We start from the raw sequence: 25,160 nt of genomic DNA on the forward strand, positions 1-25,160 counted from the left end.
GTCATTTGCCGTCGCGTCAATTATTTTTTCTTCTCTCAACCAGCCAAGTTAATTGTCGTCATCGGACAAGTTAGTTGACATTTAACACCCAAGGCAAGACTGTGATTGGTCTTGCTGATACTGAGTTTAGTACGGTGAAGTTTTTCAATACTGTCCGCGCCAAGTCTTGGCGCATCGTTGTCGGTGTACGCAACAATCGTAAACTTCAAGATGGCCGTACAGTCAAACAACTTTATCGTCATGGCAAACGTGGACAACAAATTTTGCTAGAAGGGCTAACTCAGCCTTTGACGTTCTCTTGGTTTTGGCTCAAAAGAGCTGATAGTAAACGGGAGTTACGCTTTGTTGTCTCTTCTCATCCTTATTCTGGTGCTTATCTGGTGATGTTAGGTCGTAAGCGTTGGGCGATTGAGGGATTCTTCAAAACCATCAAACATCGCTTTGGTTTGTATTGTTTTGGGCAATCTACAAAACTTGGTGTTTATCGTTGGCTTATTCTCTCTCTGCTTGCTTATCTTTTGGCTCATTGGATCGATCAGTGGTCTCTTCCTCTTGTCTTGGACTGGAAAGCTACCTGTGATTTAACTCTTTCTGTTTTATTCCCTTCTGTCGTTTGGTTGAAACTTCTCAGGTATATCCGCATTAGTGCCGATATTGCTGCTCGTCATGGCTTTGAAATTGTTCTCAAACCCATTCCCACCTAACTCTTTCAGGAATGGTGCAAGATCTGAGTTTTTTTAGGATGGTGATTGCCACTATCTCTAACAAAAGAAAAGCCACTCCAGGAACCCCAAAACTTATAAAATTTCATGAATTGTCTGTCGTCGAAAGATTTAAGACAACCTATCAAAATTAACTCGTTCTCTTTCTGTGACCAAAGGACGATTAAGCATTCTCAGATGCATTAGCCCCATATATTCGCCAATCATACCAATAAAAAACAGTTGAACAGAAGCAAAGAAAAACAAACCAATCGTAATCGGCGCGGTTCCTAATGGAAATGCTTGCCAAAAAACGAGTTTTGCGACTAGATAACCAATAGCAATTATTAGACTCAGGAAAGACGTTGTAAATCCTAATATGGTTGCTATTCTTAGTGGTATTCGAGAATGACTTGTAATACCAAGCATAGCTTCATCAAAATATCGAAAAAAATTATAACTACTTTTTCCTTTCTGTCGTTGCTTTTGTTTATATTGAACTTTGATACTGTAAAAGCCAAGTTCTTCTATCAGCCCACGAAAATAGGGATAGGGATCATTGATCTCTCTTAGAGTTTTTATAACTTCTTTGTCATACAACCCAAAACCTATAAAATGGCTAGTAAGTTCAATATCGGAGATTCTACGAATCAGAAAATAGTAAATATTTCTTGATATATATATCAAAAAGTTTTCTTTGCTTGGAATTTTTACGCCTTTAACAACAGTATATCCATCTTCCCATTTTTCAATAAACTCAGGAATCAGTTCGGGTGGTTCCTGCAAATCTGCTGGCAGTAAAACAACTGAATCACCTGAAGTTTGAAGAAGAGCATAATACATGGATCGAGTTGGTCCAAAGTTTCTACAGTTAATTATAATTTTTACTCTTTGATCTTCTTTAGCAATTTCTTTTAAAATTTGAGGTGTTTTATCCTTAGAAGCATTATCTATGAAGAGATGTTCATAATTGTATTGATCCAAATTGTCAAAAATCTGCTTAACACGGGAATAGACATCTAGTATATTTTCTTCTTCATTGTAACAAGGAGTGACTATACTAATTTTTTTCATTTATTTCGACTGTCGAATACAAATTGTTTGTTTAAAAAGTAGGAAAAGCAAGCTAATGGCAGCACTAAAAGTGCTTGCGATAAAAACAGGTTAATTCCTAAAGAGTTAGTGATTTTCAATACTCCTACATTTATCAAGTAAGTAAGTAGGTAAACTATAATGAAACGAATTATCAATCTATTGTTTCTTGTCTTAAATACTAGAGTTCCCACTGTTTTAAAATTAAAGAATATCCCACATACTGTCGCTATTAGCAATGCAAGACGATATTCTAACCTGACAAAAACTAGTAGGGAAAATATAGTATACCCAAATAGTGTATTAATGCCTCCGACGAATAAAAAACTAACAAATGTATTATTTTTTATTTTTGAAATAGTTGATTTAACTATCGACATTCATTTTAAAAAGTATTATTTGTTTTGCAAATCAAGTAATAATACAAGCTTAAAAAGCTATATTAAAACCTAAATTATTATTTAACTGTTTAATTTATTGATTCTTTTAAAAATTGATTCAGTATCTAAATGATGTTCTTTCATTAAATATTGATAACTTCCACAAAACCGAGAAAATTTATCTTGAATACCTATTCTACAAACTCTAGTTTGAGATAGTTCTGAGGTTATTTCAGCAATCGCCGATCCTACTCCTCCATATATTGAATGCTCCTCTAATACTACAATAAGTTCATGGCGTTTAGCGATAGAAACAACCTGTGAGACATTCATTGGTTTAATACAAGGAACACTCCAAACTTCAAGATCACCAAACCTTTCGCTAAGATCCATCGCTGTTTTCACCATTGAGCCAGTGGCAACCAAACACATTTTGCTATTGCCTTGCTTAATTTGAGATAAATCACCTAATGGAAAATCAGGTAAACAGCTATGAATCGGATGCAAATCGGCTTTGCCAATGCGCAAATAAACCGCTTGATTGGCTTCTAGTGCCAAATTCATGCATTGTGTCATCTCATAACTATCTGCGGGAGATAGAATTGCAATATGTGGTATTGCACGCAATGCAGCGATATCCTCTGTACTTTGATGACTAGAACCTAAGCTACTATACACAACACCCGCACCATCACCAACTAATATTACGGGCAATTGTTCATAGCAAACATCTAATTTAATTTGCTCTAATACTCTAATGGGGACAAAAGCACTTAGACCATAGACGAAAGGTCTAAATCCACTTTTAGCAAGTCCTGCCGCAACCCCCACCATATTTTGTTCTGCAACACCCGCATTAATATATTGCTCGGGACATTGTTGTCGAAATTCATCAAATAGCGCATAGCCATGATCTCCTGTCATTAAGATAACTCGTGGGTCAGACTTTGCTGCGTTGATTAGGGCATTGCTAAAAGCATTTCTCATGGCAAAGATATAACCTCTTTTTCTGACAATTCGGCGATCGCCTGATGATACGTTTCTGACGTAAGGCGTGTATAGTGCCAACGGTTATCTGATTCCATAAAAGATATGCCTTTACCTTTAATTGTATTCGCAATAATTGCTTTAGGTTTATCTGAATGCGAGTTTACTAGTTCATGAATTGTTTTGTCTAGTAAATGTTCATCATGACCATTGATTTCTAGGGTATCGAAACCGAAAGCTTCAAACTTATCGGTAATATTTCCCATGTCCATAACTTCTTGAGTAGAACCCATTGCTTGGTAACCATTGACATCAACAATAACGATCAAATTATCAAGTTTAAAATGAACCGCAAACATCAGGGCTTCCCAAATCGTTCCCTCGTTCAATTCACCGTCTCCAACAATTGCAAAACACTTTTGCTTAGTGCGATTACGTTTTGCGCCCAATGCCAAGCCAACACTTACAGATAAACCATGACCAAGCGAACCTGAAGAAACTTCAAGCCCTGCCACATGGGCATCAGAAAGCCCTTTGAGAGAAGTCCCATCACTAAAATAATTTTGAATATCATCATCGGTTAACCATCCTAATTCGAGCATACAAGCATATTGAGCCATGACCCCGTGCCCCTTACTGAGTACGAGATAATCTCGAAGTGGATCCTCAGGATGACCATTGCCTAAATTGAGATGTGATCGATAAAGTACTGCTAATATTTCAACTATTGAGAAAGCGCAGGCAATATGTACTGTAGAACCTGCATAGGCCATATCTAAAATGGTTTTACGCAGTTTTCCGACCTCAAACATAACGACTTTCTCCTGTTTGTTGATACCAATTTATGGATCGATTAATTGCATCTTCAATTGAAATCGTTGGTTTTAACTGTAATGAGTTAAATACTCTTTGAATTGAGGGGACATATCGTTCAATGGGTTGAGCTGGATCGTTTTTTTGTGCAATATGAATTTCTGGTTTATGCTTAAACGCCTGAGAGACTAATATTGCTAAATTCTTGATGCTAATTTCTTGATCTGAACCAACGTTATAGGGACAACAATTTTTTCCTCTAAACAATATATGCCATAGCCATATCGTTAGATCTGCCATGTATAAATAAGAACGATAAGCTGTGCCATCACCTTGGATATTTATTGGCGTTTTACTCAAGCCCGCATTAATGAAACTGGCGATCGCCAAATGACTATCTAAAGGTAAATAAGCCCCAATAAAAGCAAAACAACGGGCAATCTTCACTTCAAAATCATATATATTGGCATAACCAGCACATAGGAATTCTGAAACTCTCTTACCTTGACCATAGGCTGATTGAATACTCATCAAATCAGGGGATCCTTGATATTCTTCAAAAATATGAGTCATATCATTCGGTTGTTTTCCATAGACCGCACCTGAGCTAGTTAACAAAAATTTTTCAGCCCCACATTGCTTGGTAAATTCTAAAACATGTTTCGTTCCTTCTACAATAGTATTGAAGATATCTAAAGAACTATTTCTGTTACTGAGCAAGTTTACTTCTGTTGCTGCATGGATAACATAGGAAAATTGAAGTTCAGGAAAAACAAAAGATGTAATATCACCCACATGTAGTTTAATGGCCTGATTATTGGCTAAATGTGGAGCTTTTTTAGTAAAAGACTGAATGTTTCTAGTTAATACATAGATTGTTGAGTCTAGTGATAGGTTTTCATTCGCCCATACAAAGCTTTCCAGCAACCAGCATCCAAAAAAACCAGTTCCACCTGTGATGAAAATTCGCTTACCTCTTAGTTGCTCCCACAAATTATCAGTATGTAAGATAATATGATCTAAGTCTAATGCTAGCGGATTCCTCATCCCAATTTCTCCGAACAGAAGTTTTTGATGACCCCAACAACATATTTGAGAATATCTTCAGTTAAATGTGGATAAAGACCAAGCCAAAATGAGTTCTTCATTGCCCAATCAGTATTTTTTAAATCACCAACAACACGATAACTTAAGCCCTTATATGCTGGCTGTCTAGTTAAATTTCCTGCAAATAATAACCTTGTGCCAATTCGATTTGTTTCTAGGTGCTGTACAAGTTGATTACGGGAAAAAGAAGCGTTTTCTTTCACCGAAAGTAAAAATCCAAACCAACTAGATTCAGAATTAGGGGTCGATTCTGGTAATAACAAAACATCTTGTAAGTCTTGTAAGTGAGAATAGAGAAACTCAAAATTTTGTTTTCTTTTTTCGATAAATATCGGCAATTTATCTAACTGAGCTACACCCACTGCAGCTTGCATATCCGTCATTTTGAGGTTGTAACCAATATGAGAATAGGTGTATTTATGGTCATACCCTGTGGGTAATTCCCCAAGTTGCCATTCGTAACGTTTACCGCAAGTATTGTCTACCCCTGGTGGACACCAACAATCTCTTCCCCAGTCTCGAAAAGACTCAACGATCTTTTTTAGCCGACTATCACTAGTTAAAACCGCACCACCCTCGCCCATAGTCATGTGATGGGCTGGATAAAAGCTGACTGTCGATAAATGACCAAATGTTCCAGTTTTTCTCTGGCGGTAAGTAGTTCCCACTGCATCACAATTATCTTCGATGACCCATAAATCATGTTTCTGGGCAAATGCCATCACGGCATCAATATCAAAGGCATTTCCAAGAGTATGGGCAATCATGATCGCACGCGATCGCTCTGAAAGAGCAGATTCTAATTGAGAAACATCAATTTCATAGCTAGGTAACTGAATATCAACAAAAACTGGAACCAGTTGATTTTGAAAAATAGGGTTGACTGTTGTTGGGAACCCCGCAGCAACGGTGATAACTTCATCACCTGCTTTTAATCGTTTATCACCTAGTTTCGGAGAAGTAAGAGCCGTCAGGGCTAACAAGTTAGCCGAAGATCCAGAATTAACTAGCAAACAGTGTTTGACACCAATCCATTCTGCAAATCGTTTTTCAAATTCAGCCGCAAAGCGTCCTGTTGTAAGCCAAAAATCTAGTGAAGCATCAACAAGATTAACGATTTCAGTCTCATCAAATACCTTGCCTGAGACTGGCACATAGGTTTCTCCCTCAATGAATTCTTTTGGGGCAAACTTGTACTGGGAATAAGCTTTGACAGCTTCAAAAACCCGTGCTCGCAACTCACTTTCCTGATTAGATGCACTTGACTGGAGAGATTGAGGCATATCTGACTGAAGACCTAATATTAATTATTTAAAAAATTTTTATACCAATTGATTGTCTCATGTAATCCTTGCTCTAGAGAGTAGCAAGGTGACCATTGCAGTATATCGCGAGCTTTCTGAGCTGACAAATATTGATGCTTAATTTCATTTTTAGCTTGATTGAGAATGATGGGCTTAAGATGGCTTTGATCCATCAGGAGTAAAACTTTATCGACTATTTCTAAGACGGTGAGTTGTAGCTCATTGCTAAAGTTGAAAGCCTCACCCCAAATCTGGGGATTGTCCATCTTTTCGGCAAGATGTAGATAGGCTAATGCTCCATCGCGAACATAAAAATAATCTCTAATATAGCTACCGTCACTACGGATAGTTACTGACTTTTGGACAAGAGCAGATCTAATAGTATCAGGTACTATTCGGTTAAAGTTTAAGTCTCCACCACCATAAAAATTACCACATCGGGTCACACATACGGGCAGTCCATAACTGACATAGTAAGTACGGCAGATTAAATCAGCACAACTTTTAGAAACATCATAAGGATGTTCTCCTTGTAATGGAGTAGTTTCATCGTAGGGTAGTATGTCTTGATCTCCATAAGCTTTATCGCTAGATGCGACAACAATCCGACTGACTCCACCTACTTGACGGCAAGCCTCTAAGACATTCCAAGTTCCTTTGATATTGGCTTCAAATGTACCTAAAGGATCTCTGTTAGCCACTCCTACAATAGTCTGAGCAGCGAGGTGAAACACAGTATCTATCTCATACTCAGCAACCGTTCTTTTTAAAACAGATAAATCTTCTACTTTCCCATGAACAATATTAATTTGGGTTTGTGCAGTGTCATACAAACGAGACTTAGGGACAATATCTCTAACTAGCCCTGTTACATGTGCTTTGGATTCAACTAATTCATTCACTAGCCAACTACCCAACAAACCAGTGCAGCCAGTTACCAAAACAGAGCGATTTTTCCAAAAATCTTTATTTACCATACTTTCCAATGTGCTTGACCACTATTCCAAAGGTGATTTAACAATTCCATCTCTCGATAAGTATCCATACTTTGCCAAAAACCTTCATGTTGGTAAGCAGATAGTTCTCCTGTATTGGCTAATTTTTGCATGGGTTCTTGCTCCCAAATAGTATCATCACCCTCAATAAAATCCAGTACTTTTCGATTAAGAACGAAAAAACCGCCATTAATCCAACCTTCATGAGTTTGCGGTTTTTCAGTAAATGCTTCAGCAATACCATTTTTGATTAACAATTCTCCGTAGCGAGAGGATGGTCTAACGGCTGTGACAGTGGCAAGCTTGCCTTTTTTTTGATGAAAATCAACTAACGCCTTTACGTCTACATCGGCAACTCCATCACCATAGGTGAGACAAAACTTATCGCCATCAATATACTTACTAACATTTTTTAATCGACCTCCAGTCATCGTTTCTTCGCCAGTATCGACCAGAGTAACAGACCAATCATTTTCATCATGTCCATTAGAAAGCTTTGTGACTTTCTTACTACCCAAATCTACTCTGATATCAGAGTTCTTAAAATCATAGTTTAGAAAGTAATCACGAATCATATCTCCTTTATAGCCCAAGCAAAGTATGAAATCTTTAAAGCCATGGGTAGCATAAATCTTCATGATATGCCAAATAATGGGGCGAGGACCAATATTGACCATTGGTTTTGGTCTCCATTCGGTTTCTTCTTTAAGCCGAGTACCACGTCCGCCACAGAGAATAACTACAGGAGTATTAGATGCTGTCATATTTGTGAAACATATTCTTAGAAGACCATACTATAAAAGCAAGTAAGAAGACAATACTTGCCATAAACTAAACATGCTGTTGATTACTAATTCTAAATAACAAGAAGGTTTTGCAGAACGAACTGTTTCCAGAAGGCTTAAAAGGCAAAAGTATTGCCTTAATGAAGCTTTTACCCTTTTAGTTTTTAAAATTTTGTAGCCTATGCCGAACTCACTTTTATCAAATCACTTAATTTGTTTGATAGATTCAGACAATTCTTGACTAACTTTCTTAAGCAAGTCCATTCGTCTTTTGTTTTCAGGATTCTCAAATTTAGAGTTTATCACTCTAAATAACATCCTTCTAATGTCAAGTGGAGCATCAACTTGTCTAGAATTTGAATAAAACTTTAGGCTATATTTTCCTAATGGAACAGCAAGTCTTTTCCTTAAGGTTAAGGGTTGGTTGTTGATCAAGAACTTTTCTGTCCACAGATCACTGACAATTCTCAATTCTGATTTTTCAGACCATGTAGTTTGCAAAGTTATTTCCAAGTTTAGTTCTTGTGGAATATTAGTACTATTGGCAATATTAATTACGGAACTATCTGAAGACCAACGCCATTCCATCTCTGAATTAGACTCACTTTGATAAAATCCTTTGCCAAAATTGACATTTAAAGGTGATGGGTGTAGCCATAAATCCTTATCAAGATTTGAATATTTTTCTTGATAAAGACTATTATACTTGTTCATATTGTAAAATAACAAATCTTGTCTTGCAGATATTATTGGTTCTACGTTAAGTTTTTCCCGCAAATTATTTTTTAGTTCTTCTAATTCTCTACCTTTCCTATCATAACCATTAGTATCCACGTATATCCCTTGAAACCCAACAGAAGCAAGGACAACTAATTGTTCATCAAGTTTTAAGTTGTTAACCCATTGATGCCAGTCTTGATTTCTTCCTTTTAACGCACCAAAACTCCACTTCAAATTATTAGAATGAAAATATCCTCTAAACAAATCATAGGAATGTATTGAAGTCCCAGATGGGGGCGGATTTTCAGGGAAAAACATATAAGGCAGTTGATAAATCATAGATCCCTTATCAACTTGCTTCTCGATTTCACCAACAAAACTTCTGTCATCTATAAACGCATTTTTGGCAGTGTTATATTCTGTAGACAGAACAGGTACTTGATCGTAAATACCCAGAATCAGTATCAAAGAACAAAAAATGATTTTTACTTTGATTTTTGATTTTTTTAGTAGCTTGGCAACTAAGAAGCCAAAACTTAACAATGCAAATAGAGAAACAAATATACTAATCCTATTATAAGCTCTAATTTGAGGACTAATATATAGATTTATAAGAGATCCAAACCCTCCTGTTTGCGCTAGAAAAATAGTTGAGTAAGTCAAAATTGATAAATAGAAAAAGATATAGGTATGTATCTTTCTATTCGCATTCACTAGATATATAAGAGGGATAACTAGTAATAAAAGAAAGCCAATACTTCCAAAAAAACCCAATGAAGCAGCCACTGCTTCATTTTGGTTCTGAGGAAAACCTTTGTCATATAGCTCTCTAAACCATCTTAACAGAGCGAATCTATGATTTTGTATTGGTAGAAGCATCTGAGAGATTTTTAGTGAATACATATCTGCTTCTAATGGCAACCTAGAAGCTATCTGTGAGTTTCCTCCTTCTTTAAACCAATAAATAAAGTTCGGTATTAAGTTAACAAGAAAACCAAAAGATATTGTGCTAATAACAACTAATGGGTTGAGTAGTGTTGCGAGATATTTTCTTTTACAAAAAGTAACAAAAGCTATAATTAACACAAAGAAGCAAGTGAAGATAGCATAGTATGCTCCACTAGAACTGATCATCAGGCATAGAATAATGCAAGCAATTGATCTATTGCTCCAAGCAAATTTATTTTTATGATTAGATTCAAAAAAAATTTCTTCATTGATAAGCCATATCATTATCAGCAAAGAAATTGGAACTAGATAGTATGCTGACAAGTAGTAATGAGCAGTATATCTAAGAAAATGATAGTATTGGAAAGAATATAGAATGGATATGATTATCGAAATAGAAACAGGAAGTTTTATCTTTTGTGCAACTATATAAGTGGTTATAGATGCAAAAACAAATCCAAGAATAAAATATATATTGAAAGCAATAACATAAGAATAATCTTGACTACTAAACAAAAAGTTGATAATTTTTATTAACAAAAAATGAAATCCCTCAATCATAGGGAAGTCATAAAACTCTAGACCGAAAGGTGCAGCTAGGTTTTCATTGTTCAAATACCATCCATGATCGGCAATATTTTTAGCAGTAAATAGAGATATGGCGGAATCACCCAATATACCACCCATAGGAATTTTAAAATCGTATTCCCATAGCTTTGTTAAAAGAGAAAAAATCCCTAAAGTTAAGACAGTTAATAATAAATAGGGCTTTACCTTATTTACTGTTTCATCTTTTATAATCATTTGTAGTTTCCACCATATTTAACGTCTTTGCTACTTCTTTATTCACTGACACGACATTGCACAGAGTTTTGCCTCGGTCAATATTTTTAACAAGAAGAATTAATAGTCTTAAGTAACACTATCCAGATAGGATTTTACAACTTCCTTCGAGTCACCTGCTAATTTAAGATGCCCCTTACTAAGCCAAATCGCTTGATCGCAGGACTTTTGAATAAAATCCATTGAGTGAGATACCACCAAAATCGTCACATGGGAGTCCCAAAATTTATCAATGCGTTTTTGACATTTATTTCTAAAGCTCTCATCTCCCACCGACAAGACTTCATCGAGGATTAATATTTCTGGTTGGATATCGGTGGCGATCGCAAAGCCCAACCTTGCCACCATCCCTGACGACAAACCCTTAACAGGGACAAACCGATAATCCTCTAGCTCAGCAAAATCAAGAATCGAATCAATCCTCTCTTTCATCTCGGCTCTAGAAAATCCTAACAACACTCCATACAGCAGAATATTGTCCATCACTGAAATTTCTGAATCAAAGCCCGCGCCTAGCTCAATCAAAGGTGCAATTTGACCACGGACTCGCACCGTGCCAGTAGTGGGTTGCAGTATCCCCGAAATCACTTTTAAAAGTGTAGACTTACCAGCGCCATTGCTACCAATGATGCCAATTTTTTCACCCTTTTCTACTACTAGATCAATCTTATCTAGAACTAATTTCTTCGCTGGCTGCCGATATTTCCCCTCAAAAAAAGATAAAACCGTTTTCTTAAGGTCATAGGAAAACTCCTCTTGAGTCCTACGCCACAGAGATACTTGATCTAATCGAATCGCTTCTTCCGTCATCTATAACAAGTCCATAAACTGCGATCGCGAGTGGTGAAAATACACCCAGCCCAAAGCCGCAAAGATCGTACCACTTAATAAAGCACTCGCCACCATCATCACGTCAGGCAGATTACCAGACAGAGTAATCTGTCTTAGACTCTCAATGATTGGTGATAGGGGATTAATACTTAGAAATGGTTTAACCGCAGGTGGCACGATCGCCGCAGGATAAAAGACAGGGCTGCTAATCCAGAGCATAAAGGTGATTAGCTCATAAAAATAGGGTAAGTCCCGAAAAAACACATAGAGGGCGCTTACAAAAAAACCTACCCCCACGCAGAAAAGTACCAGAGCAATGAATGGCAGCAGAATGGCAACGGCATTGAGTAAATTTTTAGACTTAACTAAAGCCACAATCGCTAATAGTGGATAAGCCCCCATTAAAAACTGAAGTACATTAGCTGTAATCATCGAAACGGGAAAAACGCTCACAGGCAAACGAATTTTATTAAGTAAAGCACCATTACCCACAACACTGCTCAAAGCCTGCATAGTGGAAGCTGAGAAAAAGTTAATCACGATTAAGCCCGTTAGGGCAGCTAAAACGTAATTTAAGACTGAATCATCATAGTATTTGGCAAAAGTTGCACCAAAAATAGCTGTGTATAAACCCGTCATGATCAAAGGATTGAGCAGCGACCAGTAAATCCCCAAAAACGATCCTCGATAACGCACTTTTAAGTTGCGCCCGACCAAGACCTGTAACAGCTCTAAATAGTGCTGCATATCAGTGCTAATGTATTTTTTGCTTAGTGAAAGACTCATATTCAAATGACGTTGGTTATGTATAGGTTATCCTAAGTTGACAAGCAATGTTTTAGACTTTTCTCAAACCCCAATATCTACATAATTTCTAGCTGAGAGTCATCACTGACTAGAAATTTCAACGCTTGGGACGTTTGGGTGAGACCTTCATGGATAGCTGACCGATGTAGAAACTATGTACTTAATGCTCCAACAAGAGCAACCAGATGACTTGGTGATCGCCACAGGCAAGACAATCAGTTTGTCCAATTTTATTGCTGAGGCTTTGGCTTTTGGGATTTTGAACCTAAGCTGGCAGGAGCATATAATTTTTGAGCAATCTTTGTATCGACCAACTGATATTACGATCAGCCGAGCCAATCTTTGCAAAGCTAATCAGCAGTTAGGGTGGTATGCCACTACAAGTATCCAGAAAATTGTGCAGATTATGGTTGAAGAAATGCAAAGAAAACTGGCTCTTTATTAAATATCAAGATGACTAAAACTCCTAAAATCCATGTTTGGCTACCTGATATCTTTCAATTCAAAGGAGGTATACAGGTTTACTCTGCTTTTTTAATTCAGGCTTTAGAGCAAGTTTTACCAGATAGCGATCGCCATGTGTTTCTTAAGAACGATGCTCATCCAACCGAAGATATTAAGTTTGACGAACAGACCAAAAGCAGCTTTGCGGGGAGATGGAAAGCGACTTTTTGGCATACGCCGATCTTTGCTGCTCAAGTTTTATTGGCTGCGATCAAAGATCGCCCTGATTTAATTATTTGTGGTCATATAAATTTTTCACCACTTGCGGCAAAGATATTTAACCTGTTAAAAATCCCATATTGGGTAATTGTCTATGGCATCGATGCATGGGATATTGAAGATAAATCTAAAATACATGGACTGAAGTTAGCACAAAAGATTGTTTCAATCGGTGAATATACTCGCGATCGCATTGTCCGTGAACAAAATATATCGCCTGACCGAATTCCGCTTTTACCCGTAACTTTTGATTCTCGCCAATTTACTGTCAGCGCTAAACCTCAATATCTATTAGACCGTCATCAGTTACATCCTGATCAGCCAACCATTCTAACTGTGACACGTTTGGCTAGTGGCGATCGCTACAAAGGCTATGATCAGATCATTCAAGCTCTACCAGCTATTCGCCGTCAGATTCCCAATATTTGTTATCTGCTAGTTGGCAAGGGCGATGACCGCGATCGCATCGAAGCGATGGTTGATGATATGGATGTAAGAGATTGCGTAACCTTTGCTGGCTTTGTTCCAGATGAAGAGCTAGCAGATTATTACAATCTCTGTGATCTATTTGCGATGCCTAGTAAGGGAGAAGGATTTGGGATTGTTTATTTAGAAGCATTAGCCTGTGGCAAACCAACAATTGGCGGCAATCAAGATGGTGCGATCGATGCTTTGTGCAATGGAGAGTTAGGCGTTTTAGTTAATCCTGACAGCATCGACGAAATCGGAGAGACTATTGTCCAAATCCTGATGAACAAGCATCCTTTATCAATCTTGTATAAACCAGAGATGCTTAGACAAAAAGCGATCGCAAAATATGGCTTTGAGCAATTTAAACAAAATCTTGCATCTCTCTTGGCAGATTAACTGGCTAAGAGATCCGCCTCAATCCCCATTTTTAAGGGGGATTGAGGCGGATCTCTTAGAGCTTTTGACCGCAGAAAGTAATTCTTAAATGGTTGCTAAAATTGGTAGCCGATGCTGAAATAAAGCGAAGACTCTTGCAAATTAGAGCCGCGATCGCTGAGATTAACAAATGGAAGTGCATAATCAAGCCGTAGGTTTAGCCGTTTAACTGGCTCGAAAAGAATTCCTAATCCACCACCAGCTAAAAAGTTTTGATTAGGAAGCAAATTGAGATTTCTAGAGTTATTCCAAACAGTGCCGAGATCGACAAAAGGAGCTAACTGGAGAACTGTGCGACCTTCCTCATTTCGCGCCACCACAAATCGACTCTCCACAGAAAAGCGAATTCCATTATCACCTGAACGCGCATTTTGACGGAAGCCACGTAACGATTGCCCACCACCAATCACAAATTGCTGCGAGGGTAAAAGCGGATCAGCCGAGAGTTGAGTATCCAAAGAACCGATCAAAATTGTGTCAGTGCCAAGAACCTGAACTCGTTGAATCTGCCCTAGCCAGCTAAAGAAAGCCGCACTAGGATCAGTAACGAAAGTTGCACCAAATAGACCTGTACCGAGACTAAACTGCGATCGCAATGACCAAGCTCCTTCTGTATCGCGACTAGTATAGTCTTGCCCAAATTTAAATACACTAGTACGGCTAGTTCCATCGGATTCAGATCCAATTCCAAATGGTACTGCAAGATCGTTAAATAGGAATGTCTGACCTCTTTGATATTCATAGCCTAGAGAGAGCGCAAATTCTTCGCGAGGAGTGCGCATCAAAGGCTGTCGATAAGTGGCAGCATAAACTTCATTATTGCCACGAATATTGAAGGCATCAAATGGTGACTGGGTAATGCGATAGTTGCTGGGTGCAAACCGAAGTGAGACAGTTCCATTCATCGGATTGACGGGAATGCTAAAGCCAAAATCATATTGGTTAGAGCCGCCTGTTGTGGTTCTGTAATAATTGGCTGTAAATACATCTCCCAATCCAAAAAGATTGCGGTAGTTTAGCCCTACTCCCATGCGCTCAGAACCAACCGCAGGAGGTGAGAAGTTATCAAAACTGACAGAACCTGCAAGTTGATTTGCCTCAACAACTGTAATCATGAGTATGCTCAAACCATCTTTGCTACCAGCTTTGAGGCTAGCATCTACGCTTGTAAAATTGGGATCGGCACGGAGAAGACGCAGTTGATCTTCGAGGTTATTGGTGTTGAGGGGAGTACCAATTCCTAGCTCAGTTCGCGATCGCACGTAGTCTGGATTAAGTGCATTAACACCAACAACTTCGATTTTTTCAACTTTTCCTTCCAAGACCTGAATCTTGGCAACACCATCAACAACACTTTGAGGAGTATAGAGAGCTTGAGAAGTAACATAGCCATTACTGACATACAGTTGAGTAATGGCGTTAGCAGCGTTTGTTAGTTGCTCTTCAGTAACTTCCTTACCTTCGAGAGGCTTAATGATAGGATCGAGTTTGTCGGCATCGAAAATAGTGCTGCCAATGACTTCAATTCTTTTAATTGGAATTGCTTGAGCGATTTGAGTTTGAGAAGTTTGAACTTGAGCAACTTGAGATGGAGAAGTCAGAGAAGAATGGGCTAAGTCTTGTGAGGAAATAGAACTAGTTGATAGCGAAGGTGTTAAATCTGTGGAAAGTGGATTAGCGTTAGCCGATAACCCGCAATCTGTTGCTACTAATGCAAGGGTAGAAAGCCCTAATAATATTGGATGAATTCTTGCGAGCTTGACCTTTAATTCCGCTATTTTTGGGCGCATAGTTCTTGTTTTTACGTTGATTCCTCACGAACAGTAAAAACGTTAGCATATGTTCAGTCTTAATTAAATATATTATTGCAATAAAATTTCAATAATTATAGTATAAATTTATATTGTTAAGTCTCAGTAAAAATTTTGATGGGGTTGTTGGAGATTATGCTGAAGTCAACTTGGGGAAAGTATTGGGCAACAACTGCGATCGCGATCGCCTTATCTCCAGCATTATTACTGACAACACCAGTCAATGCCCAATCAATACCGATCACTGCCGCACAAGACGGGACTGGCACAGTTGTATTGCCAAATGGACAAAGATTTGACATTACAGGCGGAACCCAAGCAGGGGCAAATCTCTTCCATAGTTTTCAACAATTTGGCTTAAGTCAGGGACAAATAGCCAACTTTCTCAGTCAGCCAAATATTCAAAATATTCTTGGTCGAGTAGTTGGAGGAGATCCTTCCGTCATTAATGGACTAATCCAACTGACAGGCGGAAATTCTAATCTCTACATCATGAACCCCGCAGGGATTATCTTTGGGAATAATGCTAGTTTGAATGTACCTGCTTCCTTTACTGCTACTACAGCCAATGGCATCCAAGTTGGGAATGGTTGGTTTGGCATGAATACCAGTGCAAGTGATCTCCAAAAGCTTAATGGAACTCCCAATGCTTTAGCTTTTACTAGTCCGACATCGCCACTGACTCAAGGACAAACTTCTGGCGTGATTCTCAATCAAGGAAATCTCAATGTTCCTCAAGGGAAAAGTATTTCGCTTGTTGGTGGCATTGTGATCAATACGGGGGCTATATCCACACCTAATGGCACAATCAATATCGTGGCAGTACCCGATGGTAAGTATGTGCGGATTACGCCTGAAGGTGGTGTGCTGAGTTTCGATCTCCCGATCGCAACTCAGCAAGAATTGGGCAGTACAAAACCGATCGCAGGAATTGATTTGCCAAAATTACTGACTGGGTCTGGGATTACTGCACCGACCAAAGCGGGAGAGGCGATCGCTACGGGTAATCTCACGGCAGCAAATATCAATGTCCTTGCCAATCGTTACAACACGACTCAAGCTTCTTTGAATGCGACTAATATCCAACAGGGTTGGAATTTTGTATTCATCGACAGCACAGTTAAAAATTATCAAACATTACTGGATGGCACTAATGGCGGAAGTAGTGTGACGGTGATTAATCCTGATCAGTATGGGATTCAGAAAGTTACCGCAACTTTAGCTAGTGTGACGGGTGCAAATAGTTTGCATATTGTTTCTGAAGGTGATGTGGGTAATTTCTGGCTGGGTAAAGATTTTGTCAGTACGGAGAATATTGCTAAATATGCTAACGATCTCCAAGCATGGAAGACGGCTCTATCTCCTGCGGCGAATATTTTGCTCTATGCCTGTAATTTGGCTAGTGGAGAGAATGGAGCGGCGCTTGTTCAAGCGGTGAAGAATTATACAGGTCATGATGTGGCGGCTTCAACCAATCGCACGGGGGCGGTGGCGCTGGGTGGTGATTGGAATCTGGAATACCAGACTGGGCAGAATCCTGCAACGGTGATTTTTAATGATGCGGCGACCAATGCTTATCAGAATGTTCTATTGACTTATACGGTACTGAATACTAATGATGCGGGGGCGGGTTCTTTGAGAGAGCGGATAGGGCTTGCTAATAGTGACGCAGTTGCGGATGATATTCGGTTTGACCCACTTGTGTTTAATGGCTCTCAAGGAGCGATTACTTTGGCATCAACTTTGGCGATTGATGTCACTAATGGAGATCTGACCATCAGTGGTGCATTTGGAGCAAGTAATGTCACGGTGAGTGGCAGTAATGCGGTGCGCGTCTTTGATATCGCGGGTAATGGCAACACCACGTTTGATAGTTTAAGAATTATCAATGGGAATGCAGGAGCAGGCGATGGTGGTGGGATAAACAATAATGGCAATGGAGTCGTGACGCTCACCAATAGCACTGTGTCGGGTAATTCGGCTATTAATGGTAGTGGGATTTTGGGCGGTGGAGCCGTGACTCTCACCAATAGCACTGTGTCGGGTAATTCGGCTAATGCTAATGGTGGTGGGATTTATGGCTTTGGAGCCGTGACGCTCACCAATAGCACTGTGTCGGGTAATACGGCTAATGTTGATGGTGGTGGGATTTTGAGCTTTGGAGCCGTGACTCTCACCAATAGCACTGTGTCGGGTAATACGGCTATTAATCGTATTGGTGGTGGGATTTTGAGCTTTGGAGCCGTGACTCTCACCAATAGCACTGTGTCGGGTAATACGGCTAATGTTGATGGTGGAGGGATTTGGGGCGTTGGAGTGACCCTCACCAATAGTACGGTGTCGGGTAATACGTCAAATAATAGTGGTGGTGGGATTTTTAGCGGTGGACTCGTGACGCTCACCAATAGCACTGTGTCGGTTAATACGGCTGGTAACTTTGGTGGTGGGATTTTAAGCGGAGCCGTGACCCTCACCAATAGTAATGTGTTGGCTAATACGGCTGGTAACTTTGGTGGTGGGATTTTTAGCAATGGACTCGTGACGCTCACCAATAGCACTGTGTCGGGTAATAGGGCTAATTCTAATGGTGGTGGGATTTTTAGCACTAACGGAGGCACGATCACCAATAGCACCATTACCAACAACACTGCCGATGCCGATAACAATGGCACAGGTGATGGTGGTGGGATTTATGGCAATGGAGCCGTGACTCTCACCAATAGCACTGTGTCGGGTAATACGGCGGGTGCTAGTGGTGGGGGGATTTTTAGCAATGGAGCCGTGACTCTCACCAATAGCACTGTGTCGGGTAATACGGCTGCTAATAATGGTGGTGGGATTTTTAGCATTGGAGCCGTGGCGCTCACCAATAGCACTGTGTCGGGTAATACGGCTGCTAATAATGGTGGTGGGATTTTTAGTTTTAATGGAGGCGCAATTACCAACAGCACGATCGCTAACAATACTGCCGATGCCGATAACAATGGCACAGGTAATGGTGGTGGAATTTTTCGTAATAGCGGCACATTCACGATCGCAAACTCGATAATTGCAGGTAACTTTGATCGAGGATTGCAAGCTCCTGACTTGGGGAGTAATGTCTCAGGAGTAGGTTTTACTAATGGCGGCAATAATTTAATCGGTGCAAATGATGGCTTTGCCGCCACATTTGCCAATAGCTCCCTCATCGGCACGATCTCAAATCCCATCAACCCCCAACTTGCACCACTTGGCAACTATGGCGGCTCGACCCAAACCCATGCACTCCTACCCAACAGCCCAGCCTTAAATGCTGGCAATAACGCAGGCGTAGCCGCTAACGATCAACGCAGTGCAACCCGCATTTTTGGTGGCGTTGTCGATATCGGTGCATTTGAATCTCAAGGCTTTAGTCTCACCCCAATAGCTAACTCCACACCCCAAAGTACCAATATCAACACCAGTTTTGCTCAGCTTCTAGGCATACAAGTCACCGAAAACTTCGTGAATAGCCCAATTCCCGTACCAAATATTCTAGTTACCTTTGCTCCATCATCTAGCAGTGCCAGTGGCTCATTTGCTGGTAATGCCAGCGTATTAACCAATAATCTCGGTATTGCCGTAGCTCCTACGTTCACCGCAAATGGAGTTTCAGGCAGTTATACTGTGGCGGCGACAGCAACTGGATTTACTCCCGCATCATTTTCACTGACCAATGTAGCTTTACCAGCAACCAACAAAGTTACCAATGGATTTGGTGGTGCGTTTCCTAGCCGTGAGGATTTAGAAGTACGCTCCCCCAGATTAGACGAGCAAGATCCAGAACTAAGTTTCACACAGGTTCTCTGCCTTGATCCTTCCCTCGCCAATGCTCAGACTACTTCCATTCCAAATTGCAAGAAACCTTAACGCATTATCAAAGACGAACCCTTAGGGGCTGCGCCCCCTTGCCAGCCCCAAACCTAATGCCATTAAAGGAATTCTTTCCACGTAATACCAATTCACAAAAGTGTGGCAACACTTTCGTGAATTAAAAACCAAACCCAGTAAGGGTTTTAAAAACACAAAATGGCGTAGCCATTTTGTGTTTTGGCATAACGTCAGTGATCATTGTCCTGAAGATTAGCTAGACCACAAGCAGATGAAGCAATTACGGGAATTCCACAGGCGATCGCTCTGAGTAATATTCGAGGATTGTGCTCTACAAACGCTGGCAGGATAACCAATCCAACTTGATCGAGACAATCCTGACTATTTGCTCTACAAATCGGTACATCCTTCCAGAAATCATCTCCTTCCAACTCATTTCCAAGCACCGTTAATTCTAGGTTTAGCTTTCTCGCCACCTCACGAACTTCGTAAGCTCCTTTTCTGCCAATCGTAGAAGCAGGAAATAGAATTTTGTTACCCTTAGTAGGAATTGATTTGAGCTCTGGAATGTGCCAATCCAGCGGAACGACCTGATCAGCGAAAAGGCTGGCTATTTCAGAATGTGGAGTGATTATTTTGCTAGCTTGCTGTAGAGCTTGACGCTCAATTTTTGCGAATGTCTCACTGGCTCTAAAATCCTTTAAAGTAGGACTTTCGGGATGTAATCTATAGACTAGATCTAATCGCTCTTGCAAAATATCGATGGGCAATCTTGTCATCAATACATCAAAAGTTCTGCCCTGCAAAACTCCCGCTTGCCATAACCAAGGGAGTAAATTTTGCATCACCACAACATGCGTTACATCATAGGTTAGCAAAGCGGCGAAGTCCTTAGCTAGCTTCTGATCATATTTCAGTAACAGACTTTGTATCGATTTCCCTTGTGGTGGCAAATTTCTTGATTGCCAAGCTCTCATTAAAGTTGTCAATGTCGCCTTACCAACCTTAGCAAATCCATCTTGAGTCCATTTGTAGTTATTCTTGTGAAACCTATGTCCATCAAGCGGAATACCCAAAATATCATGACTCGATCTTTGTGATTGGATATAGCGATCGTATTCAATCCAATATTCATTAACTAAAAAGACCGTCTTGCCAAAATCTGAGCGCATTTTGCTATGCGGAATATTTCTAAAGCAAGAGCTAACTTGGCAACTTACACAATTGTGGCGATCGCCAATCGTCTCGCGATCTTGAACATCTACTTTACCAACTGGATAATTACCTCGCTCACCTTTTAGCCTTAGTACCAATGAGTTATGCGTCAGATTTGCTTCAATTCTCACTGCACGATTTACTTTAAACCTTAAGTCCACATAGTTCCAAAATACTGTAGCATCTCTACCAATTTCAGCCAAAGAACCTGGAATGATTTGGGTGTGAGCATGTCGCTCCACAATCTCAAAGCCAGCATCTAAAGCGATGCTATAAAGAGCATTGGATAGCTGGCATAAACCACCAGCAATACTAGGAATAATGCAACCCTGCCGAATCTCCCGTCCTTCCATATAACCTTTCCATTGCGAAGGCCTCCCAATCTGCTGCCAGAAGCTAAACATCTTAAGGGGTTGGATTTCAATTCCATCAATGTTTTTAATCGCTATTCTCAGGTTATGGATTTTCCCCGCTAGTAGCTCCTGCTCTGAGGCTAATTCACTTGTCCATAGCGGAGTTATAGACTCCGCAATGACATTTTGTGTTGAAAGGCGATCGGACTTAGTATGAGTAGTAACTGGATGAATTAGATCAGAGATTGCTCTTTTTATGCGGAAGAAACTAGCTTTGATCGCAAATAAACTTGCATGTTTAAAATTAGGAGTTTTATCCCTTTGTCTTTGGATTGAGTACTGCGTTGTTGTATTCATGATTTCGACTTTTGCTCAAATGTCTGTTTGAAGATATTCAGCAATTTTCGAGCAAACGAACCACAATAAATCTTCTAGAAGATTTATTAATTCGGGTTTGAGCGTCAAGCGCTGTAACTATCTAAATATTCTGAATACACTGATTGCAAAGACTTTAAATTTGTTCCTTTCCTTAGGCAAATAAATAGATTTCGGTATATATTTGATTGGATAGACTGTATCAAGTTCAATATCTTTTGCCCTAGTCTAATCGAGCAATTTTATGAAAATTCTGCATGGTACTTGGATTCCTGCGCATAACAGCGATTTTATTCAAACTGGTAATTTTTATGTTTGGGTAGAGACGACTGAAGCTAAGGCGATCGCTACAAACAAGCGCAAATCATCCAAGACGGTGCAAGCATCTGATGCGATCGCAAAACATCCTGCGAGTTTGGGTGAATCAGATTTAAAGTCATTTCTCTATAAGGATCTAGCCATCAAGGATGATCTTCTAGAGGAACCAAGTAATAAAAGATATGAAAAGGCAAAGATTATCTTTCCTCAATATTTTCTTTTGCCAACTAGCGATAATCAACCATTACCATCTTTAGAATCGGCACGATATTTAGAAATTGATAGCCCTGAAGATTTTGATTTGCAATATTGGCAAATTGATTGTTATCAGGTGACTACTCCCGTCAAAACAGGTAGTTACACATATCGTCGAGCGATTAATGTTGTCAAATTGCTGAATGATTTACATTTCATAGCGATCAATAATCTTGCCGAAGTTCAGCTAGGCTCCGATTTACTATTTTGGTATCACTACACCCAAGCCTTCAAACAGATTATTCTCAAGGATCAATATATTCCTGCCTTTAAGTATCGAGAACTTGAGGTGAAAGCTACTAAAGCAACCAAAACTTCTGCTAAAACATCTGCAAAGCCGAAAAAAGAAGCAAGTCAAGCCCCAAAATTTGAGATTTATCCAGCTTGGGAGATCGTGTCTGAGAAATATGAAGAAGAACTCGGACAATATGTAGAATATATGCCCCTTGCCTGTGTTGCAGGATTTAGCGAACCTAATTCTCAACCGTTATTTAGCGATCGCCTCACCCTATTGCAGCATTTCTCAGAATCATTGCTGCATAATATCGTTACTCATACTCCATCAACTGCCCAATTTGATAAGCAAGTATTTGATTCTTTATTACACAAGGGTTTGGATTTTTCTGATGATCGCTTTGGCGATTCGATGCTTGCTGGTGATGCAGCATTAGAAGAGTATCAACAATGGCAAGCATGGCGACAAAAAATTGTTCGCACCCAATCGAATTCTGCTTTTTATCTCTGCTTTCAACTCCAAGCACCTGTAAAAGAGCAAGAGCCTTGGCAACTGGTATTTCAAGTTGCTCCTAAACAAGATCCATCGCTGAAATTACCACTAGCCGATTATTGGACAATGACGGCGGCGAAAAAGAAAGCAATGGAAAAGCAATTTGGCAAAGAGTTTGAGCAAAATCTATTATTAAATCTTGGTTATGCTGCCCGAATCTATAATCCAGTTTGGCAAGGATTAGAAACCGATCGCCCGATTGGCTTAAGTCTCGATCTTGACCAAGCCTTTGAATTTTTGAAGGAATCGGCTTGGGTTTTAGAGGATGCTGGTTATAAAGTTGTTGTACCTGCTTGGTGGACCCCAATGGGACGACGCAGGGCAAAAATGCGCTTGAAGGGATCGGGCAAAAGTGCCACTAGTAGCAAGACTCAAGCCAAGAGCTACTTTGGTTTCGATCAACTGGTGGAATATCAGTATGAATTAGCGATCGGGGATGAAACGGTTTCCGCAAAGGAATGGGAACAACTAGTAAATGCTAAAGTGCCGCTAGTCAAGTTTCGCGGCGAATGGATCGAACTCGATCGCGACAAAATGCAGGAGATGCTGACTTTTTGGCACCAGCAAGGACAAGGCACGTCGGCAATGAGTCTGATTGACTTAATGAAGTTAACTGCCACCGATCCTGATTGGGAAGTCGATCGCAATAGTGTCCTTGCGGAGATGCTGACTAAGTTGCAGGATAAGCAACAATTTGAACCCATCGAAAATCCACCGCAATTAAAGGGAACTTTGCGCGAATACCAAAAACGCGGTGTGGCATGGTTGCAATATTTGGAAAATCTGGGCTTAAATGGCTGTCTAGCCGATGATATGGGCTTGGGTAAGACAGTTCAGATTATTGCGAGATTGGTGAATGAACGTGCTGCAATTACAGAAATTTGCGAACCCACTAAAGCTAAAAAATCAACAAAAACAACAAAACCTAAAAAGGTTCTTCCCGCCTTTGAGTCAGTAGCTGAAATTCCGCCCACGTTACTGATTGCCCCCACTTCCGTTGTCGGTAACTGGCAAAAGGAAATCGAGAAGTTTGCGCCCCATTTACGAGCGATCGTGCATCATGGTAGCGATCGCATTCAAGATGCTGCCGCTTTTCAAGAGATCTATCAAACCCATGATTTGATCATTACTTCCTTTACCCTCATTCGCAAAGATGAAGCTCTATTTAATTCCGTAAACTGGCATCGGATTGTGATTGATGAAGCCCAAAACATCAAAAATCCCAAAGCCGCCCAAACTAAAGCAATTCTTAAATTAGAGTCAAAGCACCGTCTCGCCCTCACAGGCACACCCGTTGAGAATCGTCTTTTAGATTTATGGTCAATTTTCAACTTCCTAAATCCCAACTACTTGGGTAAAGAAGCACAGTTTAAAAAATCCTTTGAAACGCCAATTCAAAAGAATAACGATCAAATTCAGGCAGGTGTATTAAAAAAACTGGTCGAGCCATTTATTTTGCGGCGCGTCAAAACCGATCAATCGATCATTAAAGACCTGCCCGATAAAATCGAACAAAAGCTTTATACCAACCTCACTAAAGAGCAAGCCTCGCTTTATGAAGTAGTGGTTAGGGATGTGGAAAAACAACTTAATGAAGTCGAAGGAATTCAGCGTAAGGGATTAATTCTCTCGACATTGCTCAAACTTAAACAAATTTGCAATCATCCGCGCCAGTTTTTGCAAGATGGTAGCGATTTTACAACCGAGCGATCGCATAAGCTTAGCCGTTTATCCGAGATGATGGAGGAAGTAATTTCCGAAGGAGAAAGTCTGTTAATCTTTACGCAGTTTACGGAGATCGGTGATGCTTTGGAAAAATATATCCGTCAAAAGCTGCATTACAATACCTACTACATTCACGGTGGCACAAATCGCGATAAACGCGAGCGGATGATTACTGAGTTCCAAGATCCTGAAACGGAGCCTTCGGTATTTATTCTTTCGCTTAAGGCTGGTGGTGTCGGTATTACGCTCACCAAGGCAAACCACGTTTTCCACTTCGATCGCTGGTGGAATCCCGCCGTTGAAGACCAAGCCACCGATCGCGCCTTTCGGATTGGTCAGAAGAAAAATGTCTTTGTTCACAAATTCATCACTATCGGCTCCCTAGAGGAGCGCATCGATCAAATGATTGAGGACAAAAAGAAACTCGCAGGTGCGATCGTTGGTGCGGATGAGTCTTGGCTCACGGAGCTAGACAACGACAAGTTCAAGCAACTTATTGCTTTGAATAAGAGTGCAATTATGGATTAAAT

At 40.0% G+C, this 25,160-nt stretch carries 18 protein-coding genes; 5 read left to right on the forward strand and 13 right to left on the reverse strand.

What is annotated here, in order from left to right; translation table 11 throughout:
• Positions 1 to 74: 74 nt before the first annotated feature.
• A complete protein-coding gene (locus tag CQ839_RS14325) occupies positions 75 to 704 on the forward strand; it encodes a transposase (RefSeq protein ID WP_103668971.1) in 630 nt (209 codons plus the stop codon).
• Between the two features lie 129 nt (positions 705 to 833).
• Here the strand turns inward: CQ839_RS14325 and CQ839_RS14330 are convergent, their stop codons facing one another.
• The 11 genes from CQ839_RS14330 to CQ839_RS14380 all read right to left on the reverse strand — a co-directional run bounded on the left by CQ839_RS14330 (position 834) and on the right by CQ839_RS14380 (position 12,292).
• Positions 834 to 1,775, reverse strand: coding sequence for a glycosyltransferase family 2 protein (locus CQ839_RS14330; RefSeq protein WP_103668972.1), 942 nt, complete (start codon positions 1,773 to 1,775; stop codon positions 834 to 836).
• Positions 1,772 to 2,173, reverse strand: coding sequence for a GtrA family protein (locus CQ839_RS26040; protein ID WP_103668973.1), 402 nt, complete (start codon positions 2,171 to 2,173; stop codon positions 1,772 to 1,774). The genes CQ839_RS14330 and CQ839_RS26040 overlap by 4 nt, the downstream gene beginning before the upstream one ends.
• Positions 2,174 to 2,254: 81 nt before the next feature.
• Positions 2,255 to 3,160 carry a transketolase family protein gene (locus tag CQ839_RS14340; protein WP_103668974.1) on the reverse strand — a complete coding sequence of 302 codons (906 nt, stop codon included), beginning with the start codon at positions 3,158 to 3,160 and terminating at the stop codon, positions 2,255 to 2,257.
• Positions 3,157 to 3,972, reverse strand: coding sequence for a transketolase (locus CQ839_RS14345; RefSeq protein ID WP_103668975.1), 816 nt, complete (start codon positions 3,970 to 3,972; stop codon positions 3,157 to 3,159). The genes CQ839_RS14340 and CQ839_RS14345 overlap by 4 nt, the downstream gene beginning before the upstream one ends.
• Positions 3,965 to 5,020 carry an NAD(P)-dependent oxidoreductase gene (locus tag CQ839_RS14350; protein WP_103668976.1) on the reverse strand — a complete coding sequence of 352 codons (1,056 nt, stop codon included), beginning with the start codon at positions 5,018 to 5,020 and terminating at the stop codon, positions 3,965 to 3,967. The genes CQ839_RS14345 and CQ839_RS14350 overlap by 8 nt, the downstream gene beginning before the upstream one ends.
• Positions 5,017 to 6,363, reverse strand: a complete 1,347-nt coding sequence (gene rfbH, locus CQ839_RS14355) for a lipopolysaccharide biosynthesis protein RfbH (protein ID WP_103668977.1) — start codon at positions 6,361 to 6,363, stop codon at positions 5,017 to 5,019. The genes CQ839_RS14350 and rfbH overlap by 4 nt, the downstream gene beginning before the upstream one ends.
• 20 nt (positions 6,364 to 6,383) lie before the next feature.
• The gene (locus CQ839_RS14360) at positions 6,384 to 7,361 is read right to left on the reverse strand and encodes an NAD-dependent epimerase/dehydratase family protein (RefSeq protein WP_103668978.1); all 978 of its coding nucleotides are present in this window, start codon (positions 7,359 to 7,361) and stop codon (positions 6,384 to 6,386) included.
• Positions 7,355 to 8,143 carry a glucose-1-phosphate cytidylyltransferase gene (rfbF, locus tag CQ839_RS14365; protein WP_103668979.1) on the reverse strand — a complete coding sequence of 263 codons (789 nt, stop codon included), beginning with the start codon at positions 8,141 to 8,143 and terminating at the stop codon, positions 7,355 to 7,357. The genes CQ839_RS14360 and rfbF overlap by 7 nt, the downstream gene beginning before the upstream one ends.
• A gap of 225 nt (positions 8,144 to 8,368) precedes the next feature.
• Positions 8,369 to 10,636, reverse strand: coding sequence for a hypothetical protein (locus CQ839_RS14370; protein WP_103668980.1), 2,268 nt, complete (start codon positions 10,634 to 10,636; stop codon positions 8,369 to 8,371).
• Positions 10,637 to 10,744: 108 nt separating this feature from the next.
• A complete protein-coding gene (locus tag CQ839_RS14375; protein WP_103668981.1) occupies positions 10,745 to 11,485 on the reverse strand; it encodes an ABC transporter ATP-binding protein in 741 nt (246 codons plus the stop codon).
• Complete coding sequence (locus CQ839_RS14380; RefSeq protein WP_103668982.1) at positions 11,486 to 12,292, reverse strand: ABC transporter permease; 807 nt, start codon at positions 12,290 to 12,292, stop codon at positions 11,486 to 11,488. It lies immediately after the preceding gene.
• 175 nt (positions 12,293 to 12,467) lie between these two features.
• Between CQ839_RS14380 and CQ839_RS14385 the strand changes: the two genes are divergently transcribed.
• Entirely contained in the window at positions 12,468 to 12,758 is a 291-nt protein-coding gene (locus tag CQ839_RS14385; protein ID WP_103668983.1) for a GDP-mannose 4,6-dehydratase, read from the forward strand.
• An 8-nt stretch (positions 12,759 to 12,766) separates the two neighbouring features.
• Positions 12,767 to 13,903, forward strand: coding sequence for a glycosyltransferase family 4 protein (locus CQ839_RS14390; protein ID WP_103668984.1), 1,137 nt, complete (start codon positions 12,767 to 12,769; stop codon positions 13,901 to 13,903).
• A 95-nt stretch (positions 13,904 to 13,998) separates the two neighbouring features.
• Here CQ839_RS14390 and CQ839_RS14395 read toward each other — a convergent pair whose 3' ends face one another.
• A complete protein-coding gene (locus CQ839_RS14395; RefSeq protein WP_181016203.1) occupies positions 13,999 to 15,732 on the reverse strand; it encodes a ShlB/FhaC/HecB family hemolysin secretion/activation protein in 1,734 nt (577 codons plus the stop codon).
• Positions 15,733 to 15,888: 156 nt separating this feature from the next.
• Here CQ839_RS14395 and CQ839_RS14400 point away from each other — a divergent pair, with 156 nt between their 5' ends.
• Entirely contained in the window at positions 15,889 to 19,641 is a 3,753-nt protein-coding gene (locus CQ839_RS14400; protein ID WP_181016204.1) for a DUF4347 domain-containing protein, read from the forward strand.
• 191 nt (positions 19,642 to 19,832) lie between these two features.
• Here CQ839_RS14400 and CQ839_RS14405 read toward each other — a convergent pair whose 3' ends face one another.
• Positions 19,833 to 21,527, reverse strand: a complete 1,695-nt coding sequence (locus CQ839_RS14405) for a VanW family protein (RefSeq protein ID WP_103668986.1) — start codon at positions 21,525 to 21,527, stop codon at positions 19,833 to 19,835.
• A 262-nt stretch (positions 21,528 to 21,789) separates the two neighbouring features.
• Between CQ839_RS14405 and CQ839_RS14410 the strand changes: the two genes are divergently transcribed.
• Positions 21,790 to 25,158, forward strand: coding sequence for a DEAD/DEAH box helicase (locus tag CQ839_RS14410; RefSeq protein WP_103668987.1), 3,369 nt, complete (start codon positions 21,790 to 21,792; stop codon positions 25,156 to 25,158).
• Positions 25,159 to 25,160: the final 2 nt, after the last annotated feature.

The sequence above is a fragment of the Pseudanabaena sp. BC1403 genome (assembly GCF_002914585.1).
In the GTDB taxonomy this organism is placed as follows: Bacteria; Cyanobacteriota; Cyanobacteriia; order Pseudanabaenales; family Pseudanabaenaceae; genus Pseudanabaena.